Annotated in this window: 20 protein-coding genes; 13 read left to right on the forward strand and 7 right to left on the reverse strand. The window is 55.3% G+C overall.

Features of this window, described 5'->3' with window-relative positions:
* Positions 1-3 precede the first annotated feature (3 nt).
* From G7090_RS02315 to bsmA, 3 genes are all read right to left on the reverse strand, one after another.
* Positions 4-1,929: a methyl-accepting chemotaxis protein gene (locus G7090_RS02315; RefSeq protein ID WP_166181392.1), complete on the reverse strand. Its 1,926-nt coding sequence runs from the start codon at positions 1,927-1,929 to the stop codon at positions 4-6.
* Between the two features lie 172 nt (positions 1,930-2,101).
* Positions 2,102-2,389: a DUF1471 family protease activator YjfN gene (gene yjfN / locus G7090_RS02320; protein WP_106994053.1), complete on the reverse strand. Its 288-nt coding sequence runs from the start codon at positions 2,387-2,389 to the stop codon at positions 2,102-2,104.
* A 136-nt stretch (positions 2,390-2,525) separates the two neighbouring features.
* Positions 2,526-2,855 (reverse strand): biofilm peroxide resistance protein BsmA, encoded by a 330-nt coding sequence (bsmA, locus tag G7090_RS02325; RefSeq protein WP_166181393.1) that lies wholly within the window; start codon positions 2,853-2,855, stop codon positions 2,526-2,528.
* Positions 2,856-2,993: 138 nt separating this feature from the next.
* Between bsmA and yjfP the strand changes: the two genes are divergently transcribed.
* Positions 2,994-3,725: an esterase gene (gene yjfP, locus G7090_RS02330; protein ID WP_106994055.1), complete on the forward strand. Its 732-nt coding sequence runs from the start codon at positions 2,994-2,996 to the stop codon at positions 3,723-3,725.
* On the opposite strand, the gene ulaR is transcribed toward yjfP, so the two are convergent.
* Together ulaR and ulaG are read right to left on the reverse strand one after the other, a co-directional pair.
* Positions 3,722-4,477 carry an HTH-type transcriptional regulator UlaR gene (ulaR, locus tag G7090_RS02335; RefSeq protein ID WP_166181394.1) on the reverse strand — a complete coding sequence of 252 codons (756 nt, stop codon included), beginning with the start codon at positions 4,475-4,477 and terminating at the stop codon, positions 3,722-3,724. The genes yjfP and ulaR overlap by 4 nt on opposite strands.
* 108 nt (positions 4,478-4,585) lie before the next feature.
* On the reverse strand, positions 4,586-5,650 hold the full coding sequence (gene ulaG / locus G7090_RS02340; protein ID WP_106994057.1) for an L-ascorbate 6-phosphate lactonase: 1,065 nt from the start codon (positions 5,648-5,650) through the stop codon (positions 4,586-4,588).
* Positions 5,651-6,006: 356 nt separating this feature from the next.
* Between ulaG and ulaA the strand changes: the two genes are divergently transcribed.
* From ulaA to G7090_RS02370, 6 genes are read left to right on the forward strand one after another with little or no spacing between them, the layout of a single operon-like run.
* The gene (gene ulaA / locus G7090_RS02345; protein ID WP_166181395.1) at positions 6,007-7,407 is read left to right on the forward strand and encodes a PTS ascorbate transporter subunit IIC; all 1,401 of its coding nucleotides are present in this window, start codon (positions 6,007-6,009) and stop codon (positions 7,405-7,407) included.
* Positions 7,408-7,419: 12 nt separating this feature from the next.
* Positions 7,420-7,725, forward strand: coding sequence for a PTS ascorbate transporter subunit IIB (gene ulaB, locus G7090_RS02350; RefSeq protein ID WP_106994059.1), 306 nt, complete (start codon positions 7,420-7,422; stop codon positions 7,723-7,725).
* Positions 7,726-7,734: 9 nt separating this feature from the next.
* The gene (gene ulaC / locus G7090_RS02355; RefSeq protein ID WP_166181396.1) at positions 7,735-8,202 is read left to right on the forward strand and encodes a PTS ascorbate transporter subunit IIA; all 468 of its coding nucleotides are present in this window, start codon (positions 7,735-7,737) and stop codon (positions 8,200-8,202) included.
* Between the two features lie 12 nt (positions 8,203-8,214).
* Complete coding sequence (locus G7090_RS02360; protein WP_166181397.1) at positions 8,215-8,865, forward strand: 3-keto-L-gulonate-6-phosphate decarboxylase UlaD; 651 nt, start codon at positions 8,215-8,217, stop codon at positions 8,863-8,865.
* Positions 8,866-8,874: 9 nt separating this feature from the next.
* The gene (locus G7090_RS02365) at positions 8,875-9,741 is read left to right on the forward strand and encodes an L-ribulose-5-phosphate 3-epimerase (protein ID WP_166181398.1); all 867 of its coding nucleotides are present in this window, start codon (positions 8,875-8,877) and stop codon (positions 9,739-9,741) included.
* Positions 9,728-10,414: an L-ribulose-5-phosphate 4-epimerase gene (locus tag G7090_RS02370; RefSeq protein ID WP_166181399.1), complete on the forward strand. Its 687-nt coding sequence runs from the start codon at positions 9,728-9,730 to the stop codon at positions 10,412-10,414. The genes G7090_RS02365 and G7090_RS02370 overlap by 14 nt, the downstream gene beginning before the upstream one ends.
* An 81-nt stretch (positions 10,415-10,495) precedes the next feature.
* Here the strand turns inward: G7090_RS02370 and yjfY are convergent, their stop codons facing one another.
* On the reverse strand, positions 10,496-10,771 hold the full coding sequence (gene yjfY / locus G7090_RS02375) for a DUF1471 family protein YjfY (protein ID WP_032616201.1): 276 nt from the start codon (positions 10,769-10,771) through the stop codon (positions 10,496-10,498).
* Between the two features lie 343 nt (positions 10,772-11,114).
* On the opposite strand from yjfY, the gene rpsF reads away from it, so the two are divergent.
* From rpsF to G7090_RS02400, 5 genes are all read left to right on the forward strand, one after another.
* Entirely contained in the window at positions 11,115-11,510 is a 396-nt protein-coding gene (rpsF, locus tag G7090_RS02380; protein ID WP_011915632.1) for a 30S ribosomal protein S6, read from the forward strand.
* A gap of 6 nt (positions 11,511-11,516) precedes the next feature.
* Complete coding sequence (priB, locus tag G7090_RS02385) at positions 11,517-11,831, forward strand: primosomal replication protein N (protein WP_014068638.1); 315 nt, start codon at positions 11,517-11,519, stop codon at positions 11,829-11,831.
* A 4-nt stretch (positions 11,832-11,835) separates the two neighbouring features.
* Positions 11,836-12,063, forward strand: coding sequence for a 30S ribosomal protein S18 (gene rpsR / locus G7090_RS02390; protein ID WP_000135199.1), 228 nt, complete (start codon positions 11,836-11,838; stop codon positions 12,061-12,063).
* A 41-nt stretch (positions 12,064-12,104) separates the two neighbouring features.
* Positions 12,105-12,554 (forward strand): 50S ribosomal protein L9, encoded by a 450-nt coding sequence (gene rplI, locus G7090_RS02395; protein WP_032616202.1) that lies wholly within the window; start codon positions 12,105-12,107, stop codon positions 12,552-12,554.
* A 151-nt stretch (positions 12,555-12,705) separates the two neighbouring features.
* On the forward strand, positions 12,706-13,647 hold the full coding sequence (locus tag G7090_RS02400; protein ID WP_166181400.1) for a DMT family transporter: 942 nt from the start codon (positions 12,706-12,708) through the stop codon (positions 13,645-13,647).
* 23 nt (positions 13,648-13,670) lie between these two features.
* Here the strand turns inward: G7090_RS02400 and G7090_RS02405 are convergent, their stop codons facing one another.
* A complete protein-coding gene (locus G7090_RS02405; RefSeq protein ID WP_166181401.1) occupies positions 13,671-14,306 on the reverse strand; it encodes an OapA family protein in 636 nt (211 codons plus the stop codon).
* Positions 14,307-14,537: 231 nt separating this feature from the next.
* On the opposite strand from G7090_RS02405, the gene fklB reads away from it, so the two are divergent.
* Positions 14,538-15,158 carry an FKBP-type peptidyl-prolyl cis-trans isomerase gene (gene fklB / locus G7090_RS02410; RefSeq protein ID WP_032616205.1) on the forward strand — a complete coding sequence of 207 codons (621 nt, stop codon included), beginning with the start codon at positions 14,538-14,540 and terminating at the stop codon, positions 15,156-15,158.
* Positions 15,159-15,183 lie beyond the last annotated feature (25 nt).

The raw sequence follows: 15,183 nt of genomic DNA on the forward strand, positions 1-15,183 counted from the left end.
CTCTTACAGGCGGAACAGGCTGACCAGATCGGTCAGGTGGGAACCCTTTCCACGCAGAACCTGTGCCGTCTGTTCGCTGCGTGAGACGCGATCGGCGTTGATGTGCGACGCTTCGCCGATATGCGTCATCGCCAGGTTCACCTGACCGATACCTGCCGACTGCTCGCGGGAGGCATGGTTAATCTCCGTGACCAGCTGGTTGATATTGTCGATGTGCTCGATGATGCTCTCCATCGCATGCCGGGTCTGCTCCGACAGGGCGTGGCCCTCGCTCACCTTGCTGAGCGTATCGCCAATCAGCTGCTCAATCTCCTTCACCGCGTTGGCGCTACGCGCTGCCAGGGCGCGCACTTCCTGAGCCACCACGGCAAAGCCTTTACCGTGCTCGCCCGCCCGGGCGGCTTCTACGGCGGCGTTCAGGGCCAGGATATTGGTCTGGAAAGCGATACCTTCAATCACCCGCGTAATGGCTTCGATACGTTTCGATGCTTCGCGAATATCATCCATGGTAGCGACAGCATTGCTGACGGTCTCCCCGCCCTGATGCACTGCCCGTGAGGTTTCGCCTACCAGCTGCTGGGTCTGCTCCATATTGGCTGCATTCTGCTGCACGCTGGCCGCCAACTGCTCCATACTGGCGGAGGTCTCTTCCACGCTGCTGGCCTGCTTGTTGATCTGCTCAGAGATCTCACCGGTATCCGCCGCCAGGGCGTTGGTTCCCTGATGAATATCCCCTGCGGCTTCACGCACCTGCAGCACGATTTTTTGCAGCCCGCCGCCAATGCCGTTGATGGCATTGATCAGCTGACCCACCTCATCCTGACGGGTAGCAGGCAGGGTGTTGCGCAGATCGCCTGCGGCATACTGTTCTGCCAGACCAATCACATCGCGCAGCGGACGTGAAAGCCAGCGGCGGATAATAAATGCGAACAGCATGGCGAAAAGTGCGGACAGGACGACGCCAGCCAGCAGGAAGCGATCGCGCAGGCTGGTAACGTCGGCCAGCAGGACGGATTTATCCACCTCGCCCACTATCGTCCAGTTCCAGCCCGGAAGCGGTGTCCAGGCCATAATCAGCGTACGACCGTCGGCGCTCTGGCGCTCCAGGGTGCCGGATTTATCCGCCAGCAACTGCTGCTGAACGTCGTTCTCCCATTTCGGCAACTGCCCCTCTTCTGCGCTATGGAACAGGTACTGGCCGTGATTTTTGCCATGACTGCGGTCCAGCACAAAGAAGTGGCCGCTCTCGCCCAGACGGCGGCTGAGGATCTTCTCGCGCATGACGTTCCACGAGTGGGTAATGTCGACCCCGACGAAGATGATGGCGATCACCTGTCCGCCCGCATCCTTAACCGGTTGATACTGGGTGATATAGCGTTTGCCGAACAGCAGGGCGAGGCCGCGATAGACCTCACCTTTGCTGACCACCGCCCAGGCCGGGCTGGCGTGATCCAGTACCGTACCGATGGCCCGGTCGCCGTTCTCTTTACGCAGGGAGGTTGCCACGCGGACAAAGTCGTCGCCGCTGCGGACAAACAGCGTAGCGATGGCCCCGGTACGATTCAGAAAATCATCGGGCGTGGTGTTGTTCTCATGGAGTTCCGTCTCACCGCCTTTCAGCAGCGGGACGTTCTGACCGTTAATGGTGCGGGTCTGGCTAGCGTCAATGGTCAGCGGTTGCGGCAAAAAAGTGGTGAACAGGCGGGTATAGCTCTCTACCTCTTCGGTGAGGCTGGTATTAAACATCTGCACCATATCTACCACGCCGGTAGACTGGTTATGCAGATCTTCTATGGCCAGCGATTCGAGTTTTTGACTGGTGTTATAGCTCAGGAGAAAAGTGAACAGCAGAAAGAGTGTGGCAACACTCAAGCCGGTAAGCAGCGATAGCTTGGTGCCCAGACCTGCACGGCGAAAAAAGTTGATCATAAATTGCTCATTGCTAAAAAGGTAACGCTTTTCAACGGCAGAGCGGGGATAACATTTATTAGCTTTATGTAACAAAATGTTACGGTATTGTCTCGAGGTAGTAGCGACAAGGATAATAGAATTGTAAATATTAAAAAGCCACTCTTTTTTAGTGGCTTTTTATGGGCGCTTTTCAGGCGTAGAGAATGGCTTGTACCCGCCAGCGATTGACATGGCTATCTTCCTGCATGGTAATAATGCGATACCAGGATGCTCCCTGTTCATCTGCTTTTAGCGCAATCATGCGCTCCACATCCTGCGGACTCCCTGAGATATCATTCACGGAAATCAGTCCAATTTCATTCAAACCCGTCACGCAATCAGCGCTGGCAAATTCGGCTGACTGTGCGGCAGTACTCACCAGACCGGCTGAGAGTAACAGTGAGGTCAAAGCAAGAGATCGTTTCATCGTCAGCTCCATTTTACGTGTCCCCGGTATCCGCCGGGCAATCCTTCGCTAATAAACTCATTTCCATTGCCGCAGGCATGGAGTTTATTGTGGACAGGAAAACGTCTATGGACGCAAAGCAGTGTAAATGTCGTTTAAATACCGCTCGTTATTTACGGTATAAAATGGCCTGCGAGTACCATTGTCCTGTCACGATAGTTTCATCGATAAGGATGATGACGTAATAATCTGCTTTCGCGGCGACGGCTTTTGCTTTAATGGCATCTTCCACATCGGCGGGAGAGCCTCGCTCAAGTGCGGTGACGGTACCCATCCGCTGTAATCCTTCCGTCTGATTACGGCGAATTTCTTGTGGGTGGTCGGCAACCGGAGGTGCAGGCTGTGGCGTGCCTTCCAGGACGCTACATCCGCCCAATACCAGCATCAGCAATAAAGCAGCAAACCTTCGCATAACCATATCTCGTTTCCTGATAGCCATAGTGTAGAACTCTGTTGATTTAGGATTGGGGGAATGTTCCCAAATTGTTAGCTGTGGCGTAAATTTCGAATGAAAATTGTGCGAAAGCGTAATCCAGTTCTCAACATTTTAAATCACCCTTTAGCATGAGGCCTTTTGATGATTGAACTTGAAATACGGCACTTTGGCGACCATGAAAGTGTACACGCCGTTCCGGCAGGAAAACGATCTCAACCGCTGCCGGTTATTATTTTTTATCATGGTTTTACTTCATCAAAGCTGGTCTACAGCTATTTTGCGGTAGCGCTGGCGCAGGCCGGTTTTCGGGTGGTGATGCCGGATGCACCGGATCATGGCGCACGCTTTGCAGGGGATGAGCAGGCTCGTCTGGGGCAGTTCTGGCCAATCCTGCATGGCAACCTCACGGAGTTTGCTGCGCTAAGGGATGGGTTGTATCAGGCCGGGCTGGTGGCGGATGAACGGCTTGCGGTGGCCGGTGCCTCGATGGGCGGGATGACCGCGCTGGGTATTATGGCGCGCCATCCGGAGGTGAAATGCGTGGCAAGCCTGATGGGCTCGGGCTACTTTACCTCCCTGGCCCGCACGCTGTTTCCGCCGCTGCAACCTGAGACATTTGACGCGATGGTCTCTCCGCTTGCCGACTGGGAGGTGACAACCGCGCTACCCCGTCTGGCCGACCGGCCGCTGCTGCTGTGGCACGGGGAGGCGGATGACGTCGTGCCCGCCGCGGAGACCTTCCGTTTGCAGCAGGCCCTGCAGCAGGAAGGGCTGGATAAGAACCTGACCTGCCTGTGGGAGGCGGGAGTCAAACATCGCATCACGCCGACCGCCCTCGATGCCACGGTGGCGTTTTTCCGTCAGCACCTTTAAACGCGCAGGATCTTCACCCCCTGATCTTCCAGTTTCTGGAGGATCTGTGGGTCCGCACCTTTACCGGTGATCACCAGGTCTATCTGCTCGGCGCGGCTAAACAACATACCCGCACGCTCGCCAACTTTACTGCTGTCGACCAGCACCACCAGCTTGCCGACCACGTTCAGCATGTTCTGCTCCGCCATCGCCGTCAGCATATCGGTCTTATACAGCCCCTCGGCGGTGAGCCCTTTCCCGCTGGTAAACATCCAGTGTCCGGCATACAGCGTGTTCTCGCTGTCCTGCGGGCTTAAGGTGATGGACTGGCTCTTGTTGTACTGCCCGCCCATGATCACCACGCTTTCGTGCTCTTGATCGATGAGGTAGATGGCCAGCGGCAGGTAGTTGGTAATGATCTGCACCGGCTTGCCGCACATTTCGCGGCCTAGCAGGAAGGCGGTCGAACCACAGTTGATCACCACGCTTTCACCAGGATTTACCAGCTGGGAGGCGGCCCGGGCTATGCGCACTTTCTCGTCGTGATTCTGCGCCTGATGGATATTCATCGGTGACCAGCGCGGGCGCTGTTGGCTAATGGCTTCGGCACCGTTACGGACTTTTTTCAGCTTCCCGCTCTCATCAAGTTTATTGATATCCCGGCGCGCGGTGGCGGGTGAGACGCCCAGCCGGGCAATCACCTGTTCCACGGTGACAAACCCCGTTTGTGCCAGGAGTTCCAGTAAAATTTGATGCCGCTGTGCTTCTGTCATGAGCTATTCCGAAATAAATTGATTTCAAAAGATGATATTTGAAATAGCCTGAAATTACTAAGTAAAAGATGGAACCGCCAGGCGCTGCGCCTGGCGATAAAGAGGTAATTACAGGAATGATTTGAACGGCAGATCTGGCTCAATGGTAAAGCAGTCGTCAAAGCCGCGCGGGTAGTGATACTCAAAATTGTCTTTATCCAGCGGCCAGGTAAACTTGCCGCCCACCTGCCAGATAAACGGCTTAAAGCCATATTTCAGACGATCTTTTTTCATCTCCCACAGGACGCGGATCTCCTGCGGATCGGCCTGGAAGTTTGACCAGATATCATGGTGGAACGGGATCACCACCTGGGTATTGAGCGCTTCTGCCATGCGCAGAATATCGGCGCTGGTCATCTTATCGGTGATGCCGCGCGGGTTCTCGCCATAAGATCCCAGCGCCACGTCGATATGATGCTCGTTGCCATGTTTGGCATAGTAGTTGGAGTAATGTGAGTCGCCGCTGTGGTACAGCGTTCCGCCCGGGGTTTTGAACAGATAGTTTACCGCCCGCTCATCCATGCCGTCCGGCAGCACACCAGCTGCCTTCTGGTCTGCCGGCAGGGTAATCAACGCCGTACGGTCAAATGCATCCAGGGCGTGGATTTCAATATCTTTGATTTTCACCACATCGCCTGGCTTAACTACAATGCAGCGCTCTTTCGGCACGCCCCAGCCCATCCAGATATCCACGCAGGTTTGCGGACCGATAAAGGGCACATCTGGCGCGCAGTTTTGCATGACGGCGGCGGCGACATTCACATCAATGTGATCGTTATGATCGTGGGTCGCCAGCACGGCATCGATCTGACGAATGCCGAACGGATCGAGGACAAACGGCGTGGTGCGTAGGTTTGGCTGCAGCTTCTGCACCCCCGCCATACGCTGCATCTGATGCCCTTTCTTCATCAGCGGATTACCGTGGCTTTGCTTACCGGTCCCGCACCAGAAATCGACACAGACATTGGCGCCGCCTTGAGATTTCAACCAGATTCCGGTGCAGCCCAGCCACCACATGGCAAAGGTGCCAGGCGCAACCTGCTCTTGTTCAATCTCTTCGTTCAGCCAGGTTCCCCATTCCGGGAAGGTGCTGAGGATCCATGATTCTCGGGTGATAGTGTGCACTTTACTCATTACCAGACTCCCTCTTATTCTCATAAATAATCAATTAATGATTCAATATGATTTATATTGTCACCAATAAATCAGCATTGCAACGCACATTTTGAAGCCTTGCTTCCTTTAAAAGCGCATTGCAGATGTGATAAATGCTGATGATTGTTACCTAATTATTTTGCAAATTATTGAAATATAAAATTATATTGGTATTTCAAAGATTGAAATAAAAGTCATTACAGTATGAGGGGAAATAATTTGCGTGATGCGTCACAAATAATCAAATACAATCTTGTGGTGATTATTTGTGATTACTAGAGTGGGGGCCTGTTGTACGAGCATTACGCAGCGTACTGCCTTTATCGGAGAGTGTTATGGAGATCCTCTACAGCGTCTTTACCGTCTTTTTTAATCAGGTAATGACTAATGCCCCGCTGCTGCTGGGTATCGTGACGTGTCTGGGCTACATCCTGCTACGCAAGAGCGTCAGCGTCATTATCAAAGGCACCATCAAAACCATCATCGGTTTCATGCTCCTCCAGGCGGGGTCCGGCATTTTAACCAGCACCTTTAAACCCGTCGTCGCCAAAATGTCCGAGGTTTACGGCATTAACGGCGCAATATCAGATACCTACGCTTCAATGATGGCGACCATCGAACGGATGGGCGACGCCTACAGCTGGGTGGGATATGCCGTGCTGTTGGCGCTGGCGCTGAACATCATTTACGTCCTGCTGCGCCGTATTACTGGTATTCGTACCATCATGCTGACCGGCCACATCATGTTCCAGCAGGCCGGGCTGATTGCCGTCTTCTTCTTTATCTACGGTTATCCCATGTGGACCACCATTATCTGTACGGCAGTGCTGGTGTCGCTCTACTGGGGGATCACCTCCAACATGATGTTCAAGCCGACCCAGGACGTGACCGACGGTTGCGGTTTCTCCATCGGCCACCAGCAGCAGTTCGCCTCCTGGATCGCCTATAAAGTCGCGCCGTACCTCGGCAAGAAAGAGGAGAGCGTGGAGGATCTCAAGCTGCCGGGCTGGCTCAATATTTTCCACGACAATATCGTCTCGACGGCGATCGTGATGACTATTTTCTTCGGTGCGATTCTGCTCTCGTTTGGTACCGATGTGATTCAGGCGATGGCCGGGAAAACTCACTGGACCATCTACATCCTGCAAACCGGTTTCTCCTTCGCGGTGGCGATTTTCATCATTACCCAGGGCGTACGCATGTTCGTGGCCGAGCTCTCCGAAGCCTTCAACGGCATCTCGCAGCGTCTGATCCCCGGCGCGGTGCTGGCGATCGACTGTGCGGCTATCTATAGCTTTGCGCCGAACGCCGTGGTCTGGGGCTTTATGTGGGGCACCATCGGCCAGCTGATTGCGGTGGGCATCCTGGTGGGCTGTGGCTCTTCCATCCTCATCATTCCTGGCTTTATCCCGATGTTCTTCTCTAACGCCACCATTGGCGTCTTTGCCAACCATTTTGGCGGCTGGCGCGCGGCGCTCAAGATCTGCCTGGTAATGGGGATGATTGAGATCTTCGGTTGCGTGTGGGCGGTCAAGCTCACCGGCATGAGCGCCTGGATGGGCATGGCGGACTGGTCAATTCTGGCCCCGCCAATGATGCAGGGCTTCGCCTCCCTCGGCATTGTCTTTATGGCCGTCATTATTTTTATTGCCCTGGCTTATATGTTCTTCGCTGGCCGTTCGCTGCGGGCGGAAGAAGATGCGGAAAAACAAACAGCAGAAGTTTCTGCTCACTAAGGAGTTTTGACTATGACCGTACGTATTCTGGCTGTATGTGGCAACGGACAAGGAAGCTCCATGATCATGAAAATGAAAGTGGACCAGTTTTTAACCCAGTCAAACATTGACCACACGGTGAACAGCTGCGCGGTGGGTGAATACAAAAGTGAACTGAACGGCGCGGACATCATCATCGCCTCGACCCATATCGCCGGGGAAATTAGCGTCACAGGCAATAAATATGTGGTGGGCGTGCGCAACATGCTGTCGCCTGCGGATTTTGGCCCAAAACTGCTGGATGTGATCAAAGAACACTTCCCGCAAGACGTGAAGTAAGGAGGCGCTATGAAACTCCGTGATTCGCTGGCAGACAACCACTCCGTCCTGTTACAGGCCGAGGCCAGCACCTGGCAGGAGGCGGTAAAGCTGAGCGTTGATCTGCTGGTTAACGCTGATGTGGTTGAGCCGCGCTATTACCAGGCCATTCTCGATGGCGTTGAGCAATTTGGGCCGTACTTTGTGATTGCGCCGGGGCTGGCGATGCCGCATGGCCGCCCGGAGGAGGGGGTTAAAAAGACAGGGTTCGCACTGGTCACCCTGAAAACGCCGCTGGTGTTTAACCATGAGGATAACGACCCGGTCGATATTCTGATCACTATGGCGGCCGTTGATGCCAACACGCATCAGGAGGTGGGCATCATGCAGATCGTCAATCTGTTTGAAGACGAAGCCAATTTCGACCGTTTACGCGCCTGTCGTACCGAGCAGGACGTGCTGGATTTAATCGATAACGCCACTGCGGCGGCACGCTAAGAGGGAACTGAAATGTCATTACCAATGTTGCAGGTTGCGCTGGATAACCAGGCTCTGGCCCACGCTTACGAAACCACCCGCCTGATCGCCGAAGAGGTGGACATCATCGAAGTGGGCACCATCCTCTGCGTCGGGGAGGGCGTGCGCGCCGTACGCGATCTGAAGGCGCTCTATCCCCACAAAATTGTGCTGGCAGATGCCAAGATTGCCGATGCGGGCAAAATCCTGTCGCGGATGTGCTTCGAAGCCAACGCCGACTGGGTGACAGTGATCTGCTGCGCGGATATCAACACCGCGAAAGGCGCGCTGGACGTGGCGAAAGAGTTTAACGGCGACGTGCAGATCGAACTTACCGGCTTCTGGACCTGGAAACAGGCGGAAGAGTGGCGTGAGGCTGGCATTCAGCAGGTGGTCTATCACCGCAGCCGCGATGCGCAGGCCGCAGGCGTGGCCTGGGGTGACGCGGATATCAGTGCCGTTAAGCGTCTGGCGGAGATGGGCTTTAAGGTCACCGTCACCGGCGGCCTGGCGCTGGAGGATCTGCCGCTGTTCGCGGGTATTCCGATTCACGTCTTTATTGCCGGTCGCAGTATTCGTGATGCCGCCTCGCCGGTGGAAGCGGCGCGCCAGTTCAAACGTTCCATCGCCCAGCTGTGGGGATAAGGAGCGGCTATGTTAAGCAAGCAGGTGCCGCTTGGCATCTATGAGAAGGCACTCCCCGCCGGGGAGTGCTGGCTCGAACGGCTGAAACTCGCTCAGTCTCTGGGGTTCGATTTCGTCGAAATGTCGGTGGATGAGACGGATGCGCGCCTCTCCCGCCTCGACTGGAGCCGCGAGCAGCGCCTGGCGCTGGTGAATGCGGTGGCCGAAACCGGAGTGCGTGTCCCCTCTATGTGCCTGAGCGCCCATCGTCGCTTTCCGCTCGGCAGTGAAGATGACGCCGTGCGAGCCCAGGGGCTGGCGATCATGCGTAAAGCGATTCGTTTTGCTCAGGACGTGGGGATCCGCGTTATCCAGCTGGCGGGCTATGACGTTTACTACCAGCAGGCCAACAACGAAACGCGGCGGCGCTTTCGTGAGGGGCTGAAAGCGAGCGTGGAGATGGCGAGCCGCGCCCAGGTGACGCTGGCGATGGAGATCATGGACTACCCGCTGATGAACTCCATCAGCAAGGCGCTGGGTTATGCCCACTACCTCAATAATCCGTGGTTCCAGCTCTATCCCGATATCGGCAACCTCTCTGCGTGGGATAACGATGTGCCTATGGAGCTGCAGGCGGGGATCGGCCATATCGTGGCGGTACACGTCAAAGACACCCGGCCTGGGGTATTCAAGAACGTGCCGTTCGGCACGGGCGTGGTGGATTTCGAAGCCTGTTTCGCCACCCTCAATCACAGCGGGTACTGCGGGCCTTACCTGATTGAGATGTGGAGCGAAACCGCAGAGGATCCGCTGCTCGAAGTGGCGAAAGCCCGCGACTGGGTGCTGGCGCGGATGGCGCGGGCGGGGCTGAAGGGAGGCGAAAATGCAGCAGCTTAAACAGCAGGTCTTTGAAGCAAACATGGATTTGCCACGTTACGGCCTGGTCACCTTTACCTGGGGAAACGTCAGTGCAATAGACCGGAGCCGCGGACTGGTGGCGATCAAACCCAGCGGGGTAGCCTATGAGACCATGCGGGTGGAAGATATGGTGGTAGTGGATCTCGACGGCAAGGTGGTGGAGGGCCAGTGGCGGCCTTCGTCCGATACCGCCACCCATCTGGCGCTCTACCGGCGTTATCCCTCCCTTGGCGGCGTGGTGCATACCCACTCCACCCATGCCACGGCCTGGGCACAGGCGGGGCTGGCGATCCCGGCGCTGGGCACCACCCATGCAGACTACTTTTTTGGTGATATCCCCTGTACGCGGGCGCTCAGCGAAGAGGAGGTGCAGGGCGAGTATGAGCTCAATACCGGCAAGGTGATCATCGACACGTTGGGAGAGGGTGAACCGCTGCACACGCCAGGGATCGTGGTCTACCAGCATGGCCCCTTTGCCTGGGGTAAAGATGCCCAGGATGCGGTGCATAACGCCGTGGTGATGGAAGAGGTGGCGAGAATGGCGTGGATTGCCCGCGGTATCAACCCACGCCTGCAACCGATAGACAGCTACCTGATGAACAAGCACTTTATGCGCAAGCATGGCCCGAATGCCTATTACGGGCAAAAATAAAAAAAGCCCCCGGGCAGGGGGCTAATTCGACTATGACATATTTTCGTTGTTGGCTTTCCTGGTGCTAGCGTCAAAGCATTATTACCGGTAGATATCTGCACTGACGTGCATATTGCCGTTGCTGCCCGGTTCACGGGTGAGCATGACGTGATAGTAGCGGGCATCCCGCGCATCGGCTTCTGCATTAATGGCTTCAGTCGCTTCACTTTCCGTGGCGAAGTTGTGGTTGATATAGATGACGCCCAGACTTTGTACGTCATCCATATTTCTGGCCTGTCGGCCGTCAACCTGAATCGCTGCTGTCGCGTTTGCACTGAGCAAAAGCGCAGCCAGAATGGCAAGGTTTATCTTTTTCATGATATGCGCTCCACGACAAACTACGGTGCGACGATAATCACTTCGGGTTTGGTCCTCAGAAGGGGTCTGATTAAAGTGTAACCCCTTATCTGGCGGGTATTGGCGACCATTTCTGATGCTGTTGTTCAAAAAAACGCCACGATCGACCCTGAGCAATGGTAAATCACCCACTTAGACGCGCTTTACGCTTTGTGCGAATTATTTATGCAATGCGCTTGAGTTTCCAGGGGGGGGCAAGTATTATGGCGCGTCAATTTTTCGGCCGACCTTTAACACGTTCCTTGCCTCCCCGGGCCTCGGCTGACCCAGACAGGAGGCTGAATAATCCGTAAGGAGCAATTCGATGCGTCATTACGAAATCGTTTTTATGGTCCATCCTGACCAGAGCGAACAGGTTCCGGGTATGATCGAGCGCTACACTGGTGCAATCACTGCAGCAGAAGGCACGATCCACCGTCTGGAAGACTGGGGCCGCCGTCAGCTGGCTTATCCGATCAACAAACTGCACAAAGCTCACTACGTTCTGCTGAACGTTGAAGCGCCGCAGGAAGCGATCGATGAGCTGGAAACTAACTTCCGCTTCAACGATGCCGTTATCCGCAGCATGGTTATGCGTACCAAAAACGCAGTGACCGAAGCATCTCCGATGGTTAAAGCGAAAGACGAGCGCCGTGAGCGTCGCGATGATTTCGCAAACGAAACCGCAGATGATTCTGATGCTGGGGATTCTGAAGAGTAATTTCTGATGACCAACCGTCTGGTGTTGTCCGGTACCGTGTGCAGGACCCCCCTTCGTAAGGTCAGCCCATCAGGAATTCCTCACTGCCAGTTCGTGCTTGAGCATCGTTCAGTGCAGGAGGAAGCCGGGTTTCACCGGCAGGCGTGGTGCCAAATGCCCGTTATTATTAGCGGACACGAAAACCAGGCCATTACTCACAGTATAACGGTCGGTAGCGCAGTAATCGTTCAGGGGTTCATTTCTTGCCACAAGGCAAAGAACGGCCTGAGCAAAATGGTTCTGCATGCCGAGCAGATTGATTTGATAGATTCTGGAGACTAGCCATATGGCACGTTATTTCCGTCGTCGCAAGTTCTGCCGTTTCACCGCGGAAGGCGTTCAAGAGATCGACTATAAAGATATCGCAACGCTGAAAAACTACATCACCGAAAGCGGTAAGATTGTCCCAAGCCGTATCACCGGTACTCGTGCAAAATACCAGCGTCAGCTGGCTCGCGCTATCAAACGCGCTCGCTACCTGTCCCTGCTGCCGTACACTGATCGTCATCAGTAATCGGGCACGGTCCATTAATACGACTTTAAGAGGATAAGGTAATGCAAGTTATTCTGCTTGATAAAGTAGCAAACCTGGGCAGCCTGGGTGATCAGGTAAACGTTAAAGCGGGCTACGCTCGTAACTTCCTGGTTCCACAGGGTAAAGCTGTTCCTGCTACCAAGAAAAACGTAGAGTTTTTCGAAGCACGTCGTGCTGAACTGGAAGCCAAACTGGCTGACGTTCTGGCGGCTGCTAACGCTCGCGCTGAAGAAATCAACGCACTGGGCACCGTTACTATCGCGTCTAAATCAGGCGACGAAGGTAAACTGTTCGGTTCCATCGGTACCCGCGATATCGCTGATGCAGTAACTGCAGCTGGCGTTAAAGTGGCTAAGAGCGAAGTTCGTATGCCGAACGGCGTTCTGCGTACCACCGGTGAGCACGAAGTGGACTTCCAGGTTCACAGCGAAGTCTTCGCTAAACTGGTTGTTAACGTTGTTGCTGAGTAAGTAATTACTCGTCACCACGTCGAAGCGCCGGCCTTGTGCCGGCGTTTTGCTTTTTAATGAGACCTGTCCCACCTTTTGCCTTTCAGGGTAGCTATTCCCGTTGCATTCTCTGATAATAAAATGAAACGCCATTTTATCTTCGAGATTTGCTATGGACTCCGTTCTCCCCACGCCGATTTTTGCCCGTAAAAACATCGTTTTCGCCTGCGCGACGCTGTGCTGTTTGTTATGGGGCAGCTCCTATCCCGCGATTAAGAGCGGCTACGAACTCTTTCAGATCGCCACCAACGACATTCCCTCAAAAGTGGTCTTTGCCGGTTATCGCTTTGTGTTTGCCGGCATGCTGTTGCTGCTGTTAGCCCTTGCCCAGCGCAAGCCGATTGGTCGGCTCAGCCCACGGCAGTTTGGCCAGCTAACGGTCCTCGGCCTGACGCAGACGGCGATCCAGTACACCTTCTTTTATATCGGCCTTGCTTACACGACGGGTGCCAAAGGGTCGATCATGAACGCCACCGCCACCTTCTTCAGCGTCATGCTGGCGCACTTCATCTATCAGAACGACAGGATCAGCTATAACAAAGCTCTCGGATGTATTCTCGGTTTTGCCGGGGTGATGATTGTCAACTTTAACAGCGGCTTGCAGGACTTCCACTTTGTCTGGAACGGTGACGGTTTTGTGGTGCTGGCGGCGTTTATCCTCTCTGCCGCCACGTTGTACGGCAAACGTATTTCCCAGACGGTCGATCCGATGGTGATGACCGGCTGGCAGCTGGCGATCGGTGGGGTAATGCTGGTGGTGGGCGGCTACATGACCGGCGGGACACTGGCACTCCCCAGCGTCAAAGCGGCGGCAATCCTGGGTTATCTGACCCTGCTCTCGTCGGTGGCGTTCGCGCTGTGGAGTTTGCTGCTGAAGTACAACCGCGTCAGCATGATTGCGCCCTTCAACTTTTTAGTGCCGGTGGCCGGCACCGTGCTTTCCGCCATTTTCCTTGGGGAGAATATCCTCGAGATCAAATATGCCGTGGCGCTGGTGCTGGTCTGCTCGGGGATCTGGTGGGTCAATAAAGTGAGTGGAAAACAGGCCCGGTAAGCATCACGCCACCGGGCAAAGGGCTATTTCGCGCGAACGAAGCTGCCGTCCGCCTGACGGGTAAACAGCACCTGCTGGCCATTGCCGCTGTCAATGGTCAGCCCGGTCACCACGCCGCTCGCATTCTGGCGGATCTGCACCATCTGACCGTTTTGCAGATTACTCAGCGGTTTACCGGCACCTTCAACCTGTGCCATCGCATAGACATCCGTCGGCGGCAGGTTGTGATCGCGGAACAGCTGCGCCATGGTTTTGCCGGACTCTACCCGGTAAGAGCGCCACTGCTGTTCGATACCCGGCACCGGCTGCGACTGTACAGGCGCGGCGGCCTGCTCCTGCGGTTGCTCTTCCTGAATCGGCTCCGGCTCAACCGGCGCCATCTGGCCCGGATCGTTTGTCGGGGAAACCAGCTGCGTCTGCATCGGCTGGGTATCATGTTGCGGCTGCGTCTGCGAGCGGAAATCCAGTTCGGCATCCCGCCGGACAGGCGTTGTCGCGCTGTCTTCAGCGCCTGGCAGCAGAAAACCAACGATAACCATCAGCGCACCGATGATAATGCCTCTGCGGTGCAGGGGCGGCAGCGGGTCCATGATGCGAAAGTTGTCTGGCGCATGCCAGATTTTCGTCAGGGTAGGTTTTAGTTCAAATGGCCCGGGCATGGCTCTCCTCCTGCTCCGCGTCTTTTTTCCTGTCCCGAGAAGTATAGTTCGCTAACTGCCTGATGAGCGTAGCAAACCCGGCTTCCGTGACACACATTCGGGAAAAATCCAGATAGTCTCTATTGTTTCCGTTTCATCGCAATTTGTCATCTTTCCATAAGACAAAGTTTTACCGGATGGAAGGTGGCTGTTATGCTGCCCGCTACTTTAAATGTGATGGAAGGAAATCCCATGACCACCCCGACTTTTGACACAATCGAAGCGCAGGCAAGCTACGGTATTGGTTTGCAGGTAGGACAGCAGCTGAGCGAATCAGGTCTGCAGGGTCTGTTACCAGAAGCGCTGGTGGCGGGTATCGCCGATGCACTGGAAGGTAAGCACCCGGCTGTTCCGGTAGATGTGGTTCACCGCGCGCTGCGCGAAATCCACGAACGTGCTGACTCCGTGCGTCGCGCGCGTTTTGAAGAGATGGCTGCGGCAGGCGAGAAATTCCTCGAAGAGAACCGTGAGCGCGAAGGCGTGAACAGCACCGAAACCGGCCTGCAATTCCGCGTGATCAACCAGGGTGACGGCGCAATCCCGGCGCGTACCGACCACGTTCGCGTGCACTACACCGGTAAACTGATCGACGGCACCGTGTTCGACAGCTCCGTTGCCCGCGGCGAACCGGCTGAATTCCCGGTCAACGGCGTGATCCCAGGCTGGATCGAAGCCCTGACCCTGATGCCGGTAGGCTCCAAATGGGAACTGACTATTCCTCAGAACCTGGCCTACGGCGAGCGTGGCGCAGGCGCGTCCATCCCGCCATTCAGCACCCTGGTGTTTGAAGTCGAGCTGCTGGAAATTCTGTAATCCCGCTCTCTTTCCTCTCCCCGAC

Source organism: Leclercia sp. 29361 (assembly GCF_011290365.1).
GTDB lineage: Bacteria > Pseudomonadota > Gammaproteobacteria > Enterobacterales > Enterobacteriaceae > Enterobacter > Enterobacter tamurae.

Coding starts and splice junctions, on each gene's coding strand:
- G7090_RS02405 (WP_166181401.1), bottom strand. CDS start 14,306: ATGCCCGGGCCATTTGAACTAAAACCTACCCTGACGAAAATCTGGCAT.
- ulaG (WP_106994057.1), bottom strand. CDS start 5,650: ATGAGTAAAGTGCACACTATCACCCGAGAATCATGGATCCTCAGCACC.
- G7090_RS02400 (WP_166181400.1), top strand. CDS start 12,706: ATGGACTCCGTTCTCCCCACGCCGATTTTTGCCCGTAAAAACATCGTT.
- rplI (WP_032616202.1), top strand. CDS start 12,105: ATGCAAGTTATTCTGCTTGATAAAGTAGCAAACCTGGGCAGCCTGGGT.
- G7090_RS02365 (WP_166181398.1), top strand. CDS start 8,875: ATGTTAAGCAAGCAGGTGCCGCTTGGCATCTATGAGAAGGCACTCCCC.
- G7090_RS02360 (WP_166181397.1), top strand. CDS start 8,215: ATGTCATTACCAATGTTGCAGGTTGCGCTGGATAACCAGGCTCTGGCC.
- G7090_RS02315 (WP_166181392.1), bottom strand. CDS start 1,929: ATGATCAACTTTTTTCGCCGTGCAGGTCTGGGCACCAAGCTATCGCTG.
- bsmA (WP_166181393.1), bottom strand. CDS start 2,855: ATGGCTATCAGGAAACGAGATATGGTTATGCGAAGGTTTGCTGCTTTA.
- fklB (WP_032616205.1), top strand. CDS start 14,538: ATGACCACCCCGACTTTTGACACAATCGAAGCGCAGGCAAGCTACGGT.
- yjfN (WP_106994053.1), bottom strand. CDS start 2,389: ATGGAGCTGACGATGAAACGATCTCTTGCTTTGACCTCACTGTTACTC.
- ulaR (WP_166181394.1), bottom strand. CDS start 4,477: ATGACAGAAGCACAGCGGCATCAAATTTTACTGGAACTCCTGGCACAA.
- rpsR (WP_000135199.1), top strand. CDS start 11,836: ATGGCACGTTATTTCCGTCGTCGCAAGTTCTGCCGTTTCACCGCGGAA.
- ulaC (WP_166181396.1), top strand. CDS start 7,735: ATGAAACTCCGTGATTCGCTGGCAGACAACCACTCCGTCCTGTTACAG.
- G7090_RS02370 (WP_166181399.1), top strand. CDS start 9,728: ATGCAGCAGCTTAAACAGCAGGTCTTTGAAGCAAACATGGATTTGCCA.
- rpsF (WP_011915632.1), top strand. CDS start 11,115: ATGCGTCATTACGAAATCGTTTTTATGGTCCATCCTGACCAGAGCGAA.
- ulaA (WP_166181395.1), top strand. CDS start 6,007: ATGGAGATCCTCTACAGCGTCTTTACCGTCTTTTTTAATCAGGTAATG.
- yjfY (WP_032616201.1), bottom strand. CDS start 10,771: ATGAAAAAGATAAACCTTGCCATTCTGGCTGCGCTTTTGCTCAGTGCA.
- yjfP (WP_106994055.1), top strand. CDS start 2,994: ATGATTGAACTTGAAATACGGCACTTTGGCGACCATGAAAGTGTACAC.
- priB (WP_014068638.1), top strand. CDS start 11,517: ATGACCAACCGTCTGGTGTTGTCCGGTACCGTGTGCAGGACCCCCCTT.
- ulaB (WP_106994059.1), top strand. CDS start 7,420: ATGACCGTACGTATTCTGGCTGTATGTGGCAACGGACAAGGAAGCTCC.